This window comes from Mycobacterium sp. NGS67 (assembly GCF_059812185.1).
Genome location: NZ_JCALCF010000052.1, coordinates 1 through 18,920 on the forward strand (window position 1 = coordinate 1; position 18,920 = coordinate 18,920).

18 protein-coding genes are annotated in these 18,920 nt (G+C 68.7%); 6 read left to right on the plus strand and 12 right to left on the minus strand.

The window, feature by feature from the left end; all coding sequences use genetic code 11:
• Together AC5Y4D_RS26405 and ssd are read right to left on the minus strand one after the other, a co-directional pair.
• Window positions 1–986 (minus strand): TadA family conjugal transfer-associated ATPase (locus AC5Y4D_RS26405; RefSeq protein ID WP_500038662.1); only part of this gene is annotated, 986 nt, incomplete at its 3' end.
• Window positions 983–2,035 (minus strand): septum site-determining protein Ssd, encoded by a 1,053-nt coding sequence (gene ssd, locus AC5Y4D_RS26410; RefSeq protein ID WP_499943427.1) that lies wholly within the window; start codon window positions 2,033–2,035, stop codon window positions 983–985. The genes AC5Y4D_RS26405 and ssd, both read right to left, overlap by 4 nt.
• A gap of 422 nt (window positions 2,036–2,457) precedes the next feature.
• On the opposite strand from ssd, the gene AC5Y4D_RS26415 reads away from it, so the two are divergent.
• On the plus strand, window positions 2,458–3,303 hold the full coding sequence (locus AC5Y4D_RS26415) for an HAD-IB family hydrolase (RefSeq protein WP_499943397.1): 846 nt from the start codon (window positions 2,458–2,460) through the stop codon (window positions 3,301–3,303).
• A 451-nt stretch (window positions 3,304–3,754) separates the two neighbouring features.
• On the opposite strand, the gene AC5Y4D_RS26420 is transcribed toward AC5Y4D_RS26415, so the two are convergent.
• The 5 genes from AC5Y4D_RS26420 to AC5Y4D_RS26440 are packed head-to-tail and all read right to left on the minus strand — an operon-like array spanning window position 3,755 to window position 9,498.
• Complete coding sequence (locus tag AC5Y4D_RS26420) at window positions 3,755–4,507, minus strand: Fic family protein (protein WP_499943426.1); 753 nt, start codon at window positions 4,505–4,507, stop codon at window positions 3,755–3,757.
• A 16-nt stretch (window positions 4,508–4,523) separates the two neighbouring features.
• Entirely contained in the window at window positions 4,524–6,146 is a 1,623-nt protein-coding gene (locus AC5Y4D_RS26425) for a dipeptide ABC transporter ATP-binding protein (RefSeq protein ID WP_499943396.1), read from the minus strand.
• Window positions 6,143–6,964, minus strand: coding sequence for an ABC transporter permease (locus tag AC5Y4D_RS26430; protein WP_499943395.1), 822 nt, complete (start codon window positions 6,962–6,964; stop codon window positions 6,143–6,145). The genes AC5Y4D_RS26425 and AC5Y4D_RS26430 overlap by 4 nt, the downstream gene beginning before the upstream one ends.
• Window positions 6,957–7,883, minus strand: coding sequence for an ABC transporter permease (locus tag AC5Y4D_RS26435; RefSeq protein ID WP_499943394.1), 927 nt, complete (start codon window positions 7,881–7,883; stop codon window positions 6,957–6,959). The genes AC5Y4D_RS26430 and AC5Y4D_RS26435 overlap by 8 nt, the downstream gene beginning before the upstream one ends.
• A 1-nt stretch (window position 7,884) precedes the next feature.
• Window positions 7,885–9,498 (minus strand): peptide ABC transporter substrate-binding protein, encoded by a 1,614-nt coding sequence (locus AC5Y4D_RS26440; RefSeq protein WP_499943393.1) that lies wholly within the window; start codon window positions 9,496–9,498, stop codon window positions 7,885–7,887.
• Window positions 9,499–9,524: 26 nt separating this feature from the next.
• Here AC5Y4D_RS26440 and acs point away from each other — a divergent pair, with 26 nt between their 5' ends.
• On the plus strand, window positions 9,525–11,486 hold the full coding sequence (gene acs / locus AC5Y4D_RS26445) for an acetate--CoA ligase (protein ID WP_499943392.1): 1,962 nt from the start codon (window positions 9,525–9,527) through the stop codon (window positions 11,484–11,486).
• Between the two features lie 411 nt (window positions 11,487–11,897).
• Here the strand turns inward: acs and AC5Y4D_RS26450 are convergent, their stop codons facing one another.
• Entirely contained in the window at window positions 11,898–12,590 is a 693-nt protein-coding gene (locus AC5Y4D_RS26450) for a chymotrypsin family serine protease (RefSeq protein ID WP_499993155.1), read from the minus strand.
• Between the two features lie 204 nt (window positions 12,591–12,794).
• Between AC5Y4D_RS26450 and AC5Y4D_RS26455 the strand changes: the two genes are divergently transcribed.
• Both AC5Y4D_RS26455 and AC5Y4D_RS26460 read left to right on the plus strand, forming a co-directional pair.
• On the plus strand, window positions 12,795–13,298 hold the full coding sequence (locus AC5Y4D_RS26455) for a phage holin family protein (protein ID WP_499943391.1): 504 nt from the start codon (window positions 12,795–12,797) through the stop codon (window positions 13,296–13,298).
• A complete protein-coding gene (locus tag AC5Y4D_RS26460; RefSeq protein WP_499993144.1) occupies window positions 13,299–14,249 on the plus strand; it encodes an alpha/beta fold hydrolase in 951 nt (316 codons plus the stop codon).
• Here the strand turns inward: AC5Y4D_RS26460 and marP are convergent.
• From marP to nth, 4 genes are read right to left on the minus strand one after another with little or no spacing between them, the layout of a single operon-like run.
• A complete protein-coding gene (marP, locus tag AC5Y4D_RS26465; RefSeq protein ID WP_499943389.1) occupies window positions 14,242–15,438 on the minus strand; it encodes an acid resistance serine protease MarP in 1,197 nt (398 codons plus the stop codon). The two genes, AC5Y4D_RS26460 and marP, sit on opposite strands and share 8 nt — an antisense overlap.
• Window positions 15,435–16,238, minus strand: coding sequence for an NUDIX hydrolase (locus tag AC5Y4D_RS26470; protein ID WP_499993138.1), 804 nt, complete (start codon window positions 16,236–16,238; stop codon window positions 15,435–15,437). Before AC5Y4D_RS26470 ends, marP begins: the two co-directional genes overlap by 4 nt.
• On the minus strand, window positions 16,225–16,872 hold the full coding sequence (locus AC5Y4D_RS26475) for a TlpA family protein disulfide reductase (RefSeq protein WP_499943387.1): 648 nt from the start codon (window positions 16,870–16,872) through the stop codon (window positions 16,225–16,227). The genes AC5Y4D_RS26470 and AC5Y4D_RS26475 overlap by 14 nt, the downstream gene beginning before the upstream one ends.
• Window positions 16,873–16,880: 8 nt before the next feature.
• Window positions 16,881–17,561, minus strand: coding sequence for an endonuclease III (gene nth / locus AC5Y4D_RS26480; RefSeq protein WP_499993153.1), 681 nt, complete (start codon window positions 17,559–17,561; stop codon window positions 16,881–16,883).
• A gap of 161 nt (window positions 17,562–17,722) precedes the next feature.
• Here nth and AC5Y4D_RS26485 point away from each other — a divergent pair, with 161 nt between their 5' ends.
• The gene (locus tag AC5Y4D_RS26485; RefSeq protein WP_499993136.1) at window positions 17,723–18,118 is read left to right on the plus strand and encodes a hypothetical protein; all 396 of its coding nucleotides are present in this window, start codon (window positions 17,723–17,725) and stop codon (window positions 18,116–18,118) included.
• 108 nt (window positions 18,119–18,226) lie between these two features.
• Window positions 18,227–18,901 carry a cAMP-activated global transcriptional regulator CRP gene (crp, locus tag AC5Y4D_RS26490; protein WP_036362963.1) on the plus strand — a complete coding sequence of 225 codons (675 nt, stop codon included), beginning with the start codon at window positions 18,227–18,229 and terminating at the stop codon, window positions 18,899–18,901.
• Window positions 18,902–18,920: the final 19 nt, after the last annotated feature.

The following is an 18,920-nucleotide window of genomic DNA, read 5'->3' on the forward strand; positions in this document are numbered from 1 at the left end:
ACCGCGGCGGCGAGCTGGCTGTGCAGGGCGGCTCGGTCCAGTCCGCCGAGCGCGCCCAACGCCTCGAGCCGGGCAGGCACCTCACCCGGGCTGTTGGCATGCACGGTTCCCGCGCCACCCTCGTGCCCGGTGTTGAGCGCGGCCAGCAGATCCACCACCTCGGCGCCCCTGACCTCGCCGACCACGATCCGGTCCGGGCGCATGCGCAGCGCCTGGCGGACGAGTTGGCGTACGGTCACTTCGCCGACACCTTCGACATTGGCGCACCGTGCCACCAGCTTGACCAGATGGGGATGCGGCGGCGCCAGCTCGGCGGCATCCTCGACGCACACGATCCGCTCGGCCGGTGAGACCGCACCCAGCATCGCCGCCAACAAGGTCGTCTTGCCGGCTCCGGTGCCGCCGGACACCAGGAACGCGAGCCGCGCGGCGACGATGCCGGCGACGAGTTCGACGGCATCCGGCGCGATCGCACCCACCGCGCTCAACGCCGCCAGGTCCTGAGTCGCCGGCCGCAATACCCGTAGCGACAGGCAGGTGCCGGCGGCGGCAACCGGCGGCAGCACCGCGTGCAGCCGCACCGCTAAGCCACCGGAGCCGATTCCGGTCAGCTGCCCGTCGACCCACGGCTGCGCATCGTCGAGCCGTCGGCCGGCGGCAAGGGCCAGCCGCTGCGCCAGCCGGCGCACCGCGGCCTCATCGGCGAACCGAATCTGACTGCGCCGCAATATGTTTCCATCGTCGACCCAGACCGCGTCCGGCGCGGTGACCAACACGTCGGTGGTGCCATCGGCGCACAACAGTGGTTCGAGGATGCCGGCCCCGGTCAGCTCGGTCTGCAGCAGCCGCAGGTTCGCCAGCACCTCGGTGTCACCGAGGATGCCCCCGGACTCGGCGCGAATCGCCGCGGCCACCACGGTGGGCCGAAGCGGTCCGGATTCGGTAGCGAGGCGCTCTCGAACACGTTCGATTAGCGAACCGTTCATGCCGCGCGACCGCCCGGCACTGGCTGACCGGTTGGCAACAGGTCGAGTACGCAGCGCGCTGCCGATGCCAGCGCCGATCGCCGACGCAGCCGCAGACCGCCGCGTTCCAACCGTTCGGCCAGGTGCGGTTCGGCACGCAGGGACGCCAACAACGGCAGCCCGGCGATCTCGGCGACCTCCCCCGCACGCAATCCCCCCGGCGCCGGGCCACGCACCACCAGGCCGAGGTTCGGATTGAGCGCGGTCAGCACCGGTGCAATCGTCGCGGTGGCCGCACAAGCTCGCACGTCGCACCGGCTGACCAGCACCACCAGATCGGCGCTGCCCAACGCGACATGCGCGGCCTCGGTCAGACGCCGCGGCAGGTCGCACACCACGACGACACCACCGTTTCGGCCGGCTTCGACGATCGCGTCCACGGGTCCGCCGTCCAATTCGTAGCCCCGCCGGGTGCCCGACAACACGCTGATCCCGCGCTGCCGGGGCAGCACTTCACGCACCGACGACCAGTCCAGCCGCCCACCGCGCAGTGCCAGGTCGGGCCACCGCAATCCCGGCGCTGCCTCGTCACCCATCAGCAGGTCGATACCGCCGCCCCACGGATCCAAATCGATCAGCAACGACTCCGTCGCGGCCTGCGCCAGGGCGACCGCGAACATCGACGCCCCAGCGCCACCGCAACCCCCCACGACGGCGACGGCCTGACCCCGCCGCCCGTCGTCCCGTGCCGATTCGGCGGCATCTGCCAATTCGCGGACCAGGTCCTGCTCTTGCTCCGGCATCCGCACCACCAACCCGGCGCCGACGGCGACAGCGGCGGCCCATGTCGAAGTCGCGGCTTCGGCGCCGGTCAGAACCGTGACGTGGCCGCGTCGCGGCAGGGCCCCCTGCCGGCATCGCTGTGCCGCGGCTGCATCCAGCACCACCGCCGCGGCGGCCGCCCACGTCTTGCGGGTGATCGGATTGCGTCCGCCGACATGCACCACGCGCACCCCGACCGCCGCGGCGACGCGGTCGAGTTCGTCGCGCAACTCCGGATCGGTCAGCATCGCCAACACACCGGATCCGCCGGCACCGCTACGAGCGGCACGCACAACATCGGTCACGGATCCACCGTGCGGCGCGCAAGGTGTTGCACGCCAGGGCCAAAGAGCAATTTGTGGACAGAAACGCAACTGTGCACAAACGGGTGCGCTGAAAGGGGCGACCGCGGGGAGAAATTCTTACCCCAGAAAAGGGACGACCCCCGCCAGGGGGGGAGGAGGCGAGGGTCGTCGTGTATCAGCCCCGGGGGGTCGGGCTGATACACCCTCGGCTCAAGGCCGAGTAATGCTTACTATACACATGCCAGCCGGGCCTGACGCAAGCCTCATTCGCAACGAAAGTGCCGTCTGAGCCGTGAAAACGCCGACGACAGAAAGACAACCCGGATATTCCCGGCTTCGACGGATCACCACCCTATGCTGGTTTGGTGACCGTCCCAGACCCGGCCGCGCAGCAGCAAACGCCGGGACCGGCAGCTCCGGGCGCGCGGACCGCAGCTTTCTTCGACTTGGACAAGACCATCATCGCCAAGTCGAGCACCCTGGCATTCAGCAAACCCTTTTTCGCGCAGGGCCTATTGAACCGACGGGCCGTGTTGAAGTCCAGCTACGCGCAATTCATCTTTCTGCTCTCCGGCGCAGATCATGACCAGATGGATCGGATGCGTGCGCACCTGGCCAACATGTGCATCGGGTGGGACGTCGAACAGGTCAAGTCGATAGTCAACGAGACGTTGCACGACATCGTGACTCCGCTGGTATTCGCCGAAGCCGCGGACCTGATCGCCGGACACAAACTGTGCGGGCGCGACGTCGTGGTGGTCTCGGCATCCGGTGAGGAGATCGTCGCGCCGATTGCGCGGGCGCTGGGCGCGACGCATGCGATGGCGACCCGGATGGTCGTCGAGGACGGCAAGTACACCGGCGAGATCGCGTTCTACTGCTACGGCGAGGGCAAGGTGCAGGCGATCCGGGAGTTGGCCGCCCGCGAGGGCTATCCGTTGGAGCACTGTTACGCCTACTCCGACTCGATCACCGACATGCCGATGCTGGAGATCGTCGGCAACCCGTCCGTCGTGAACCCCGACCGCGGCCTGCGCAAGGAGGCTCTGGACCGCGGCTGGCCGGTGTTGTCGTTCTCACGGCCGGTGTCATTGCGGGACCGGATCCCGGCGCCGTCGGGCGCCGCGATTGCGACGACGGCCGCGGTGGGCGTCACCGCGTTGGCCGCCGGCGCGGTGACCTACACGCTGTTGCGGCGCTTCGCTTTCTAGGCGTCGGCCGTTCTAGCGCTGGCGTCCCAACTTCCCCAAACGCCACGGCAGCAAACAACTTTCGCGCATCGCCGAAGCCGCTTCCCAACTTTGACGCGTTTAGGCCTTGCTGTGCTAGTGGTCTAGTAGTACAAAGGAGTCACGGCAGCCCGGTAAGGCCAAGGTCGATCCGGAAGAGAAGGTTCGTTCTCCCGACCCGGGCACCCAGCACGGTTCCCGGCACCCACGCGGAGTCATAGCCGCGATAATGGCAGAAGTGTTGCGGGCCTGCGTAATTGCGAAGAACGGAATGCCTCGACAGCCCTTTGGGTGGGGCAGCAGCAGGAAGTGTCGCAAACGCGCCGAGGCCACCCACGCAGCCCACAGATGCACGCTTGGTACCCGAGAACCGTGTTGGCGGGCGGCGATTCGAAACCTTCGTATCGCCGCCCGCTTTGCATTGTGCCGACAACTACTCGACCCGGCCGCCAGCTACCGATTCGGCGATCATCAAAGCCTCCTGCGCGCCGGCCCGCAGCGCCCGGCAGCACAGCACCAGCCAAGCGGCCACGCCGTCCGGCGAGCCCGCGGCGAATTTGACCGCGGCGTCACGGTAGGCGGCGGACTGCCGCATCCAAATCACCTCCGGCACACCGAGTCCGTGCGGATCAAGTCCGCTGGCAATGGTGACCAACCGGGACACCGCGCGGGCCACCACGCCGTCGCCGCTGCCGAATGGTTTCAGTGTCAACAACTCCCCATGCGCCACCGCGGCGACCACCGCCGCCGACGCCGCAGTCGGACGAGTCACCACGTCGGCGAGCAACTCCAGGCGCGGGGCGATCTCGGGGGCGGCGCGCGGACGTCCCAGCCGGTCGTCGTCGGCCTGGTCGGCGGCCGCGAGCGTGTGCAAGCGGGCCAGCGCCTGCAGCGGCGCCTTCTGCCACACCGCAACGAGCGGTCCCCCGCCGCCTTCCAGCGCCTGAGCCACCCGCAGCGCACCGCCGAACACCGGGTCGCTGACCCCGCCCTGGTGCGCGGCGGCATCCGCGACGTCGTCCAGCCGGACCGGACCGCCGTCGAGCACCGACGAGGCCCGCGCGGCCCGCAACGACGCCTCGGCGGCGGTGACCGGCCAGCCGCGCAGGTTGGCCCGGTGCCGGTGCGCTCGACCCAGGGCCTCCCGCGCCCGGTCGCTGGCCTCGGCGACGCCGGGCAGGTTCATCAACGGAGCCAACGGGTCACTCACCGGGAATCGCCTCCAATAGCTGTCGGGTGTACTCGTGTCCCGGCGCGGCGAACACCTGCTCGGTGGGAGCCTGTTCCACCACCTGCCCGTTGCGCATCACCAGCACGTCGTCGGAGATCTGGCGGATCACGGCCAGGTCGTGGCTGATGAACAGGTAAGTCAACCCGAGGTTGGCTTGTAGTTCGGCCAGCAAATCCAGGATCTGCGCCTGCACCAGCACGTCGAGGGCGGAGACCGCCTCGTCGCAGACCAGCATGTCGGGCCGCAGCGCCAGCGCCCGCGCGATCGCGACCCGTTGCCGCTGCCCGCCCGACAGCTCGCGGGGCAGCCGGTCCAGCACCGACGACGGCAGCGCCACCTGGTCGATGAGTTCACGGACCGCGCGCCGGCGCTGGGCACGGTCGCCGACCCGGTGAATGCGCAACGGCTCCTCGACGGCCCGCGACACCGAGTACATCGGGTCCAGGCTGCTGTAGGGGTTCTGGAAGACCGGCTGCACCCGACGGCGGAACGCCAGTTCGGTGCTGCGGTCCATCGCGGCGACGTCGGTCCCGTCGAAGACGACGGTTCCCGACGTCGGCGCCAGCAGACCCAGCACCATCCGCGCCAATGTCGACTTGCCCGAGCCCGATTCGCCGACGACGGCCAACGTGGTGGCCCGGGGCACCCGGAACGACACCGCGTCGACGGCCCGGAACTCGGTGCGCCGCCACGGTGCGCCGCGCGACTCGCGGTAGGTCTTGGTCAGCTCCGACACGACGAGCAGATCGTCGGAGCCGGCGACGTGTTCGGCTGCCGAGGCGGCCACCCGCTCCCGGATCTGGGCCGAGCGCTTGTCCCGGGCGGTCAGCGACGGCGCGGCGGCGACCAGACGGCGCGTGTACTCGTGCTGCGGATTCCGCAAAATGTCTTGCGCCACACCGGATTCCACCACCACTCCGCGGTGCACCACCACCACCGACTCGGCCCGCTCGGCGGCCAGCGCCAGGTCGTGGGTGATCAGCAACAGCGCCGTACCCAGTTCGTCGGTGAGCCGGCCCAGATGGTCGAGAACCTGGCGTTGCACCGTGACGTCCAGAGCCGACGTGGGCTCGTCGGCGATCAGCAGCCGCGGTCTGCCGGCCAAACCGATGGCGATCAGCGCGCGCTGGCACATGCCGCCGGACAACTGGTGCGGATACCGCCCGGCCTGCTTGTCGGGCTCGCGCATCCCGGCCTGCGCCAGCAGCTCGACCGCCCGCCGTCGCGCGTCACGACCGTCGGTGTTGGCCCGCAACGCTTCTCGGATCTGAAAGCCGACCTTCCAGACCGGGTTCAGGTTGGACATCGGATCCTGCGGCACGTAGCCGATCTGGCTGCCCCGGATGGAGCGCATCGCACGCCGGCCGGCCCCGGTGATGTCACGGCCGTCAAAGACGATGCGCCCGCCGGTGATCCGGCCACCCGGTGCCAGCAGGCCGAGGACGGCGGCGGCCGCGGTGGACTTGCCGGACCCGGACTCCCCCACCACCGCGACGGTCTGGCCGGACAGCACACTGAAGTTCATGCCCCGCACGACGGGTTCGTCGGCGCCGAACCGGACTTCCAGGCCTTCCACCGACAGCAGTACGCTCATGCCCGCCACGCCCGTGAGGCCGGGTCCAGACCGTCGCGCAGCGCGTCGCCCATGACCATGAACGCCAGCACCGTAACCGCCAGTGCGCCAGCAGGATAGAACAGGATCGGCGAGCCGGCCCGCAACCGCATCTGCGCCACGTTGATGTCACCGCCCCAGGACACCACCGACGGCGGCAACCCGACCCCGAGGTAGGACAGGGTGGCCTCGGTGACGATGAAGGCACCCAGCGCGATGGTGGCCACCGCGATCACCGGCCCGATGGCGTTGGGTACGGCGTGTCGCAGCAAGATCCGAAAGCGGCTCAGCCCCAATGCTTTCGCTGCCAGCACGTAGTCACTACCCCGCACCTCGAGCACCGAACTGCGCGCGATCCTGGCCACCTGGGGCCAGCCGAACAGCGCCAGGATGGCGATCACCGTCCACACCGTGCGGTGGTGCATCACCTGCATGAGCACGATCGCGGCCAACAGCAACGGCAAGCCGAAGAACACGTCGGTGAGCCGGGACACCAGGGCGTCGACCCAGCCGCCGTAGAAGCCGGCCAACGCGCCCAACGCACCGCCGACGAGGAACACGGCCAGCGTCGCGCCCAACCCGACGGTCACCGACGCACGCGCGCCGTACACGGTGCGCGCGTAGATGTCGTGGCCTTGTAAGTCCGTGCCGAACCAATGTGCCGCCGAGGGCGGTAGGAGGCTCTGGCTCGGGTCGGCGTAGGTGGGGTCGGCGCCGGTGAACAACGCCGGAAACGCGGCGACGACGAGGATCAGCACGATCAGCATCAGGGAGACGACGAACTTGGGCCGTTTATGCATACCGGATCCTGGGATCCAGTGCGGCGTAGAGCAAATCCACCAGCAGGTTGCTGAGCAGATAGATTCCCACCAGCACCGTCACGATCGACACCACCGTCGGCGCCTCCTGCCTGGTGACCGCCTGATACAGCACACCGCCGACGCCGTGGATGTTGAAAATCCCTTCGGTCACAATGGCTCCGCCCATCAGCGCGCCGAGGTCGGCGCCCAGGAACGTCACCACCGGGATCAGCGAGTTGCGCAGAATGTGCACCGTCACCACCCGGGACCGCGACAGGCCCTTGGCCGTGGCGGTACGGACGTAGTCGGCGTGGGCGTTGGCGGCCACCGCCGAACGGGTCAACCGCACCACGTATGCGAAAGACACCAGGCCCAACACGATTCCGGGCAGCAGCAGCCGCCCGAACGTCGCCCGGCCGCCCACCGTCACCGGCGCCAGCCCCAGCCGTACGCCGAACACGAACTGCGCCAGGAAGCCCAGCACGAAAATCGGGATCGCGATGATGACCAATCCGGTCACCAGCACCGTCGTGTCGAAGATGCCACCCTGGCGCAGCCCCGCGATCACCCCGAACCCGATGCCCAGCACCGCCTCGACCACCAGCGCGATCAGCGCCAACCGGATCGTCACCGGAAAGGCATGCGCCAGAACGGCACTGACCGGTAGACCCGAGTACGCGCGGCCCAGGTCGCCGTGCAGCAGACCACCGAGGTAGCGCAGATACTGCACCAGGAACGGGTCGTCGAGGTGGTACTGGGCACGTAGTTGCGCAGCGACCGCCGGGCTCAGCGGCCGGTCGCCGGCCATCGCTGCCACCGGGTCACCGGGCAGCAGGAACACCATGCCGTAGATCAACAGCGTGGCACCCAGGAAAACCGGCACCATGACGGCGATCCGGCGCAGCACGTACCAGCCCATGTCAGCCCTTGAGCAGGTTCTCGTAGTCGGGCAGGCCGTTCCAGGTGGGTTTGACGTTGCTCACCTGGCTCGACCATCCGATCACACTGATGTAGTACCACAACGGGATAGCGGGCATGTCGCGCAACAGGATTCGTTGTGCGACGTTGACCAGCACGTCGGCCTGGCGTATGTCGGGCGCTCCCTCGGCGGCCGCCAGCGCGGCGTCGAACTCGGCGCTGGAGTAGCCGACGTCGTTGGATCCGGCGCCGGTGGCGTACAGCGGGGCCAGAAACTCGATCATCGACGGGTAGTCGCCGATCCAGCCGGCCCGGAACGCCGTGTCGATGGTGCGGTTGGTGATCTGGGTGCGGAACCCGGCGAACGTCGGCTGCGGTGCCCCGACCGCGTCGATGCCCAGCACGTTCTTGATGCTGTTGGCCACCGCGTCCACCCACTCCTGATGACCGCTGTCGGCGTTGTAGGCGATGGCGTATCGCCCGGTCCACGGCGATATCGCGTTGGCCTGCGCCCAAAGTTGCCGTGCCCGATCGGGATTGAAGTCCAGCGCGTCGCTGCCGGGGATATGGGGGTCGAAGCCGGGCAGCGAGCTGGCGGTGAAGTCGCGTGCCGGGCTGCGGGTACCGCTGAAGATCTGCTGACAGATCTGCGGCCGGTTGATGGCGGCCGACAGCGCCAGGCGGCGCAGGCGGCCCTCCTCGCCGCCGAAGTGCGGCAGCCGCAACGGGGTGTCCAGCGACTGGCTGACGGCGACCGGTGCGCTGACGGCGTTGCCACCGAGATCGCGCTGATAGATGCTCAACGCGCTGGACGGAATCGTATCCAGCACATCGAGATTGCCCGACAGCAAGTCGGCGTAGGCGGTGTCGAGGTTGGCGTAGAACTCGAACCGCAGACCCTTGTTGCGCGGTTTGCGGTTGCCGTGATAGTCGGGGTTGGGCGCCAGGTCGATCTTGACGTTGTGTTCCCACGCCGGACCGTCCGGACTGTCGGCGAGCTGGTAAGGGCCGTTGCCGACCGGGTGCTGGCCGAACGCCGCCATGTCCTGAAACGCCTTGGGCGGCAACGGGTAGAACGCGCTGTGCCCCAGGCTCATCTTGAAGTCGATGGTCGGCGCCTTGAGCCGGACGGTGAACTCGAGGTCGTCGACGACGCGCAACCCGGACATCGTCGTGGCGGGCTGTCCCTCGGTCGGCGCACCGGCGACGTCGTCGTATCCGGCGATCGGGCTGAAGAAGTTCTGTTGCAGTTGGGCGTTGGCGCTCAGTGCGCCGTAGTTCCAGGCGTCGACGAACGAGTGGGCGGTGACCGGTGTGCCGTCGGTGAACTTCCAACCCGGCTTGAGCACGATGCGGTAGTTGATGTTGTCGGTGGTCTCGATGGACTGCGCAACCTCGAGGGACGGCCTGCCCGCCGCGTCATAGGACATCAGGCCGGCGAACAGCCGATCCAGGATGCGACCGCCATTGCTGTCGTTGGTGCCGGTGGGGATCAGCGGGTTCGGCGGTTCGGCAGCGTTCACCACCACCACGTCGGGTGTCAGCATGCCGCCGCCGCAGCCCGCCAAGCAGGCAGCCACCAGCATGGCGGCCAGCGCGGCCCGCATCCGACGCATGCCTGCGACCCTAATAGGCTCGATACGTGACAGACGCCACGGCCAAAAGCTCTGAAGAGGCAGGGTCCTACCCGCCTGCGACGCAATTCGCCGAGCAGTCCAACGCCAAGCCCGAAATCTACGAACAGGCAGACCAAGACCGGTTGGCGTTCTGGGCCGAGCAGGCCGAGCGGCTCGATTGGGAGACGCCGCACACCGAGGTGCTGGACTGGTCGGACGCGCCGTTCGCCAAATGGTTCGTCGGCGGCAAACTCAACGTCGCCTACAACTGCCTGGACCGTCACGTCGAAGCGGGCAACGGGGACCGCGTGGCCATCCACTGGGAAGGCGAACCCGACGACCACCGGCGCAGCTTCACCTACGCAGAGCTGCAGACCCAGGTGTGCAAGGCGGCCAACGCGCTGACCGACCTCGGGCTGGTCGCCGGTGACCGTGTCGCCATCTACCTGCCGCTGATACCCGAGGCCGTGATCGCGATGCTGGCCTGCGCGCGTCTGGGCATCATGCACACCGTGGTGTTCGGCGGTTTCACCGCGCACGCGCTGCAGGCCCGCATCGCCGACGCGCAGACCAAGCTGCTGATCACCGCCGACGGACAGTTCCGGCGCGGCAAGGCCGCGCCGCTCAAAGACGCCGCCGACGAGGCGGTCTCGGTGCCCGACAGTCCCATCGAGCACGTTCTGGTGGTGCGCCGCACCGGCATCGACGTGACCTGGGACGACGACCGCGACCTGTGGTGGCACGACGTGGTCGACTCGGCCGCACCGGAACACCAGCCGGAGGCGTTCGACGCCGAGCAGCCGCTGTTCCTGCTCTACACCTCCGGCACCACCGGGAAGCCGAAAGGCATCGTGCACACCAGCGGCGGCTATCTGACCCAGTGCGCGTACACGATGCACGCGATCTTCGACGTCAAAACGGACACTGACGTGTTCTGGTGCACCGCCGACATCGGCTGGGTCACCGGGCACACGTACGGCGTCTACGCGCCGCTGTCCAACGGGGTCACCGAGGTTCTCTACGAGGGCACCCCGAACACCCCCACCCAGCACCGGCATTTCGAGATCATCGAAAGATACGGCGTCACAATCTATTACACCGCTCCGACACTGATCCGCACGTTCATGAAGTGGGGTCGGGAGATCCCCGACGCCCACGACCTGTCCAGCATCAGATTGCTCGGCACGGTCGGCGAGATCATCAATCCGGAAGCCTGGCGCTGGTACCGCGACGTCGTCGGCGGCGGCAAGGTGCCGGTGGTCGACACCTGGTGGCAGACCGAGACCGGTGCGGCGATGATCTCCCCGCTGCCCGGGGTCAGCGCGGCCAAACCGGGGTCGGCGATGGCGGCGCTGCCGGGCATCTCGGCCAAGATCGTCGACGACCACGGTGAACCGCTTCCCCCGGACAAGGAGGGTGAGGAGCACGTCACCGGGTATCTGGTCCTGGATCAGCCGTGGCCGGCGATGCTGCGTGGCATCTGGGGGGACCCCGAGCGGTACCGCAAGACCTACTGGTCCAAGTACGCCGAGCACGGCTATTACTTCGCCGGCGACGGCGCCCGCTTCGACCCCGACGGCGACATCTGGGTGCTGGGCCGCATCGACGACGTGATGAACATTTCCGGTCACCGCATCTCCACCGCCGAGGTGGAGTCGGCGTTGGTCGGGCATTCCGGAGTGGCCGAGGCCGCGGTGGTGGGGGTCACCGACGACACCACCGGCCAGGCCATCTGCGCGTTCGTCGTGCTCCGGGAGAATTACGAGGCCAGCGACGGCACCGTCGAGGAGTTGCGCTCCGAGGTCGCCCACGAGATCTCGCCGATCGCCAAGCCACGCGAGGTGCACGTGGTGCCCGAACTGCCGAAGACCCGCAGCGGCAAGATCATGCGCCGACTCCTGCGCGACATCGCCGAGAACCGCGAACTCGGCGACACCTCCACGCTGCTGGACCCCGACGTGTTCGACGCGATCCGCGAGGCCAAGTAGCTCAGCCGCTGCACCAGCCCGTCGAGCTACACCAGCCCGCCGAGCGTCACCAGCCCGCCGAGCGTCACCAGCCCGCCGAGTGTCACCAGCCCGCCGAGCGTCACCAGCCCGCCGAGCGTCACGAGGCCCGCCGAGCGTCACCAGCCCGTCGAGTGTCACGCTAGCGTGGCGGTGGGCGTCGAGCGCCACGCTAGCGTGACGCTCGGCGAAAGAGGGGCGTGACGCTCGGCGAAAGAGGGGCGTGACGCTCGGCGGAAGAGGAGCGTGACGCTCGGCGAAAGAGGGGCGTGACGCTCGGCGAAAGAGGGGCGTGACGCTCGGCGAAAGAGGGGCGTGACGCTCGGCGAAAGAGGGGCGTGACGCTCGGCGGAAGAGGGGCGTGACGCTCGGCGAAAGAGGGCCGAGAGAGGCTCAGCCGCCGATCGGCACGAATCCCGAACCCGGCCGGTTCTTGGCGTTGATGTCGGCCAGGTCGGCGTTGATCGACATCACCACCGCCGGTGTGTGCAGCGGGATGTACTTCGTGACACAGGTGGGCAGGGCGTCGCTGAACGCGCCGTGGATCATCCCGACCAGCATGTTGTCCACCGTCACCGGCGCTCCGGAATCGCCGGGCCCGCCGCACACCTGCATCAGGATCGAGCCCGGGTCCTGTCCCGGACCCCAGGTGACGCCGCACGAGTTACCCGTGGTGCGGCCCTGCTTGCAGGCGACCTGACCGAACGCCGGGTCCGGGCCGATGCCGTTGACGGCAAAACCGTTGAAGTCGGCCACCGGCGTGACCCTGGCCGGGTCGAACCTGATCACCGCGTAGTCCAGGCTGTCGTTGCCGGCGACCATGGTGCCCACCTGGCCGGCCCCCTCGGCCCCTTCGGCGGCCACCGGCGCACCCGGTCCACCGCAGTGCGCCGAGCTGAACCCGATCAGGTCGCCGAACTTGTCGTGACCGATTGCGGTGAGCGTGCACAGCGTGCCGGTGTTGACGACGATGCCCGCGCCTGCGCCCAGCGGCACCTTCTCGTCGGCGACGGCGGTGCTGACAGGCAGGAACAGAAAGGCCAGGAACGCGGCCAGGGTGGCCGCGGCAGCGGCGACGAAATTCAGACCGCTCGGCGCCTTCTGCAAAGTGATACCCCTGTCGATTCGTCGATTATCGGAGCGAGATTGGAGAACAGGCAGTCAGTGTATTCGGCCTCGCTCGTTGCCGGTTCGACTGGCCTCGTCGGACATCGGGTCGCATGGCAACATGAATGCGACAACTGGCGCGCCACCGAAGCTTCAGGGGCAGCACAACGGAGAGGATCGTCTGTGAGCAAACCTGACAAGAACGGTGTGCCCAACACGCTGACCACCATCCCGCTGGCGGACCCGCACGCCAGGGCCGGTGACCCGTCGGTGGGCGATCTGATCAAAGACGTGACCACGCAGATGTCGACGCTGGTGCGCGCCGAGGTGGAACTGGCGCGCGCCGAGATCACCCGCGACGTCAAGAAAGGGCTGACCGGCAGCGTTTTCTTCGTCTCCGCGCTGGTTGTCTTGTTCTACTCCACCTTCTTCTTGTTCTTCTTTCTCGCCGAGCTGCTCGACACCTGGCTGTGGCGCTGGGTGGCGTTCCTGATCGTGTTCGCGATCATGGTCGTCGTCACCGCCGTGCTGGCCCTGCTGGGCTTTTTGAAGGTCCGCCGGATCCGGGGGCCGCAGAAGACCATCGAATCGGTCAAAGAGGCGCGCACCGCGTTCACCCCCGGTCACGACAAGACGCCGCCCAAAGCCATCGACGCCAAGACTCCCGCCGATCCCTCGGGTTGGTAGATGCCGGTTCCAGATCCGTCGATGGTCCGTATCGACGGGCCCTGGCGGCATCTGGACGTGCACGCCAACGGCATCCGCTTCCACGTCGTGGAGGCCACCCGAGACGATGCCGGTCCCGCCACCGCACGCCCGCTGGTGATCCTGTTGCACGGGTTCGGCTCGTTCTGGTGGTCCTGGCGCCACCAGTTGCGCGAACTGCGCGGTGCCCGGGTGGTGGCGGTCGACCTGCGCGGCTACGGCGGCAGCGACAAACCGCCCCGCGGCTACGACGGCTGGACGCTGGCCGGTGACACCGCCGGGCTGATCCGCGCGCTCGGCCACTCCTCGGCGACGCTGATCGGGCACGCCGACGGCGGACTGGCCTGCTGGGCCACCGCCCTGCTGCATTCCCGGCTGGTGCGTGCCATCGCGGTCATCAGCTCGCCGCACCCGATCGCGTTGCGCCGGTCCACGCTGACCCGGCGCGATCAGAGTCGCGCGCTGCTGCCGACGTTGTTGCGCTATCAGGCGCCGCTGTGGCCGGAACGGTTACTCACCCGACACGACGGCGCCGAGATCGAACGGCTGGTCCGCAGCCGCAGCAGCGCCAAATGGCTTGCCTCGGAGGACTTTTCGCAGACCATCGGTCATCTGCGCGGCGCCATCCAGATCCCGGGCGCCGCGCACTGCGCACTGGAGTACCAGCGCTGGGCGGTGCGCAGCCAGCTACGCACCGAAGGTCACCGGTTCATCAAGTCCACGACCGGGCAACTCGGCGTGCCGCTGCTGCACATCCGCGGCGACGCCGATCCCTACGTGCTGGCCGCCCCGGTCGAACGCACGCAGCGCTACGCGCCGCACGGCCGCTACATCTCGGTGGCCGGCGCAGGACATTACGGCCACGAGGAAGCGCCGCAGGAAGTCAGCCGGCACCTCAACCGGTTCCTCGACCAGGTGCACCGGGTCAGCTGACGCAGGCCCCGGTTTGGACCGGCTGAGTGGCACCGATCCGGGCCAGCTGGCCGGCCACCTCCTCGGCGGTCAGCACGAAGCCGGTGTCCGCGTCGTCCACAGCCGCGCCGAACACCACCCCGACCACCCGGCCGTCCAGGTCGATCAGGGGTCCGCCCGAATCGCCCTGCTCCACAATCGCTCTGATGGTGTAGACCTCGCGGGTGACCGGCTGCGGGCTGCGATAGATGTCGGGTCCGCTCAGCTTGATCAGCTCGCGGATCCGGGCCGGGGTGGCAGTGAACATGCCGCCGCCGGGGTAGCCGAGCACGACGACGTCGGTCCCGGTCTTCGCGGGGCGCTCGGCGAATTTCAGCGGCGCGGCCGTCAGCTCCGGGACGGCCAGGATCGCGATGTCGACGACCGGGTCGTAGGACACCACGGTGGCCTTGTAGGTCTTGTCGTCAGCCTCGACGGACACGCTGTTGGAACCGGCGACCACGTGCGCGTTGGTCATCACCCAGCCGGGTGCCGACACCACGAATCCGGTGCCTTCCAACAATTTGCGGCAACTCTGCGCCTCGGCGCGGACCTTGACCACGCTGGGCCGAGTGGCCGCCACGACCGGGTTGGTCTTGAGCGCCGGATCCGGCGAAGCGACCGGAATGACCGGGGTACGGCTGAACGGTTCCAGCACCGCGGGCAGGCCGGAGGTGTTGAGCAGCGCCGAGAGCCGTTTGGGCACCGTTTTCAGCCAGGTGGGCGCCACCTCGTTGACTTCGGCGAGCACCCGGGAACCCCGCACGGCGGCGGCCAGTTCGGGCTGGTCCTTGGACTGGGTCAGCGGGGTCGCCAGCAGCCAGGCCGCCGTCAGCACCACCACCAGCTGCACTGCCACGCCGATCACCGAGTCGACGGTGCGGACCGGACGGTTGCGGATGGCGCCGCGCACCGCGCGCCCCAACACCACCCCGGCGACCTCGCCGACCACCACCAGCGCCAGGATCAGGAACAGCGCGGCGAACAGCTTGGCCCGCGGCGCGGCGATGTGGCTGACGATGTGTGGTGCCAGCAGCACACCGGCCACCGCGCCCAACAGCACTCCGGCGAACGAGAGCACCGAACCGAGCGCGCCCGAGCGCCATCCGGAGATGGCCGCGATGAAGGCGACCGCCAGCACCGCGATGTCCAGCCACTGGGACGGCGTCATCGCAGCCCGCCCCTGTTCGTCGGGGAATCGCCGACCAGCACCATCGCGTCGTCCAATTCGCGGAGGTCGTCGGTGTCCCAGGGCTTGGCCCAGCCCGCGACGTCGAGCACCGCGGAGATCACCTGGCCGGTGAAACCCCACACCAACATCTGGTTCAGCAGGAACGCCGGTCCCGCCCAGCGCTTGCCCAGCGTGCCGCGATAGACCATCAGCCGATTCTCCGGGTTGACGAAGGCCCGCACCGGCACCCGGGCCACGATGGCCGTCTCGGCGTCGTTGACGACGGTCACCGGGCCCGGATCCGGCGAATACGCCAGCACCGGGACGACGTGGAAGTTGGACGGCGCGATGAACGTCCGCTCCATGGTGGCCAGCGCGTGCAACCTGCCGACGTCGATCCCCGTCTCCTCCCACGCCTCGCGCAGCGCGGTGGCGACGGGACCGTCGTCGCCGGGATCTGAGGCGCCGCCGGGAAACGCGGCCTGTCCGGCGTGATGTCGCAGCGTGGACGCCCGCACGGTGAGCAGCAGATCGGCGTCGTCGGGCACGCCGGCGCCGGCCGGCTCGTCCTGCGGTCCGGAGAACAGCACCAATACGGCGGCGTCGCGGCCGGTGCGGCGCAGCGACGACACCGAGCGGGCCGCGGTCACCATGGCCAGCACGTCGGCGGGCAGCCGGCGCCGGTACGCGTCAGGAATCTTCTCGACGTTGTCGACCAGCGGTCGCAACCACGGCGGGCTGACGTCGGGAGTCAGGGGAATCGCCGCACTCAACGCCGCCTCCCTCCTAGCCCGCCCCATTTCCAATCACGTCCGCGATCTCATCGGCGCTGCCGAAAGCCCGCGGCAGGGTTTGGGCAACGCTACCGTCCGGCCGCAGCACCACCGTCGCGGGCATCACGTTAACCACCCGCAACGCCGCCGCGACTCTGCGGCGGCCGTCCTGCAGGGTGGGCAGCCGAACTCCGAGTTCGGCCAGGCGCAGCAACGCGGCCGTCTCGTTCTCGTCCTGATGCACCGTCAGCACCGTGACGTCGGCACCCATCCGCCGTTGATACTCGGCCATCGCGGGCAGTTCCGCAGTGCACGGGCCACACCAATACGCCCACAGGTTGAGCACCACCCGCCGGCCGGCCAGCGCCTTCGCCACGTCGACGGCGGCGCCGTCGGCCGCGCATTCCACCACGACGCCGCGCAGTGCCGCCGCGCCTGCACCGGCTCCCGGGCCGGGACAGGGCGGCAGATCGGCACGCTGGCGGGGCCCGGCCAGCGCGGCCGGGGTATCGGCGTCGCGGTGTTCCCGCGGCGCGGGCGCCTGGCCACTCACCGACGGCGCCGCGTCGTCGCGCAGCTCGGCCACCAGGGCCACCACCAGCGCGGCGACCACTGTCAAGACCGCGAGGGTCCAGCGGGTCGTGCCGGAGAGCGCCTTCATGTGAGGCGTCAGAGCCCGGCCAGGGCCAGCAGGTGATCGGTTTCGGGGCCCTGCACCAGCGGTGCGGCCAGCAGCGGCTCGGTGGGACCCAGTCCGAATGACGGGCAGTCCTTGGCCAGCACGCAGACACCGCAAGCCGGTTTGCGGGCGTGGCACACCCGGCGGCCGTGGAAGATCACCCGGTGGCTGAGCAGGGTCCATTCCTTGCGCTCGATCAGCTCGCCGACGGCGTGTTCGACCTTGACCGGGTCCTCTTCGGCGGTCCATCGCCACCGTCGCACCAACCGCCCGAAGTGGGTGTCGACGGTGATGCCGGGCACGTCGAACGCGTTGCCCAGAATCACGTTGGCGGTCTTGCGACCGACGCCGGGCAGCGTCACCAACTCGTCCATGGTCTTGGGCACTTCGCCGTCGAACCGCTCGACGAGGGCCTGACCCAGGCCGATCAGCGACGACGCCTTGTTACGGAAGAAGCCGGTGGGATGGATCAGCGTCTCGAGTTCGGCGCGATCGGCCTGCGCGTAATCCAGAGCGGTCCGGTACTTGGCGAACACCGCCGGCGTCGTCAGGTTGACCCGCTTGTCGGTGCTCTGTGCCGACAGGATGGTGGCCACCGCCAGCTCGAGCGGCGTGGTGAAGTCCAGTTCGCAGTAGACGTGCGGAAACGCCTGCGCCAGGGTGCGGTTCATCCGTCGCGCCCGTCGCACCAACCCGGTTCGGGTTTCGTCTGCCCAGCGCTTGGCGAGGACCGGAGCGGGCGGCACGGGCTTGGACTTGGATCGCCCGGACGACTTCGCCGCTGTCACCTACGACAGAGTACTGATTTCGTAATCTGTCTGAGACCTTGCGCGTGTTTACTCTCCTTGTGCTGTGGTTGCTGGTGGCCTGCATCCCGGGGTTGCTGATGCTGGCGACGATCGGGCTCGGGCGGCTGGAGAAGGCCCTGGCCCGCGATGCTGTGACCGCCACCGACGTCGCCGATTTCCTGAATCAGGCCGAGGCCGTGGACGTGCACACACTGGCCCGCGAAGGCATGCCCGAAGCGCTGGAATACCTGCATCGACGCCAGGCGCTGGGACTGGTGGCCACCCCGCAGCCCAAGCAGCTGACCGGACGGCATCACGCCGAGACGATCTTTGCCACCGACGTCGTCGGGCGCGTCGAAGTGGGGCTGCCCACCCGCATTCGCGGGCGCTACCGGACCAACACACAATTTACGGTGACTCGACACGTCAATCGTGTTTAGCGTTGGCACGCCGCGCTGAGTGGCCTACCTTTAGACTCGTGTCGGCCGTCACAAATTGGCCTGCCCGTAAGTAATTCGTGAGCACCTGAAGAAGCAAGAAGAGGAAACGTGGACGAGATCCTGGCAAGGGCAGGAATCTTCCAGGGGGTTGAGCCCAGCGCCGTCGCTGCGTTGACCAAGCAACTGCAGCCCGTTGATTTCCCCCGTGGACACACGGTTTTCGCTGAAGGCGAGCCGGGCGACCGGCTGTACATCATCGTCGCCGGCAAAGTGAAGATCGGTCGCCGCTCCCCGGACGGCCGGGAAAACCTGCTGACCATCATGGGCCCGTCGGACATGTTCGGCGAGCTGTCGATCTTCGACCCGGGCCCCCGGACGTCGAGCGCGACGACGATCACCGAGGTGCGGGCGGTGTCGATGGACCGCGACGCGCTGCGGGCGTGGATCGCCGACCGTCCGGAGATCGCCGAGCAACTGTTGCGCGTGTTGGCGCGCCGGCTTCGCCGCACCAACAACAACCTGGCCGACCTGATCTTCACCGACGTGCCCGGCCGGGTGGCCAAGCAGCTGCTGCAGTTGGCGCAGCGGTTCGGCACCCAGGAGGGCGGCGCGATGCGGGTCACCCACGACCTCACGCAGGAGGAGATCGCTCAGCTGGTGGGCGCTTCCCGGGAGACCGTGAACAAGGCGCTGGCCGACTTCGCCCACCGCGGCTGGATCCGCCTGGAGGGCAAGAGCGTGCTGATCTCCGACTCCGAGCGCCTGGCCCGCCGCGCGCGGTAGGCGCGAGGTAAGCGCGAGA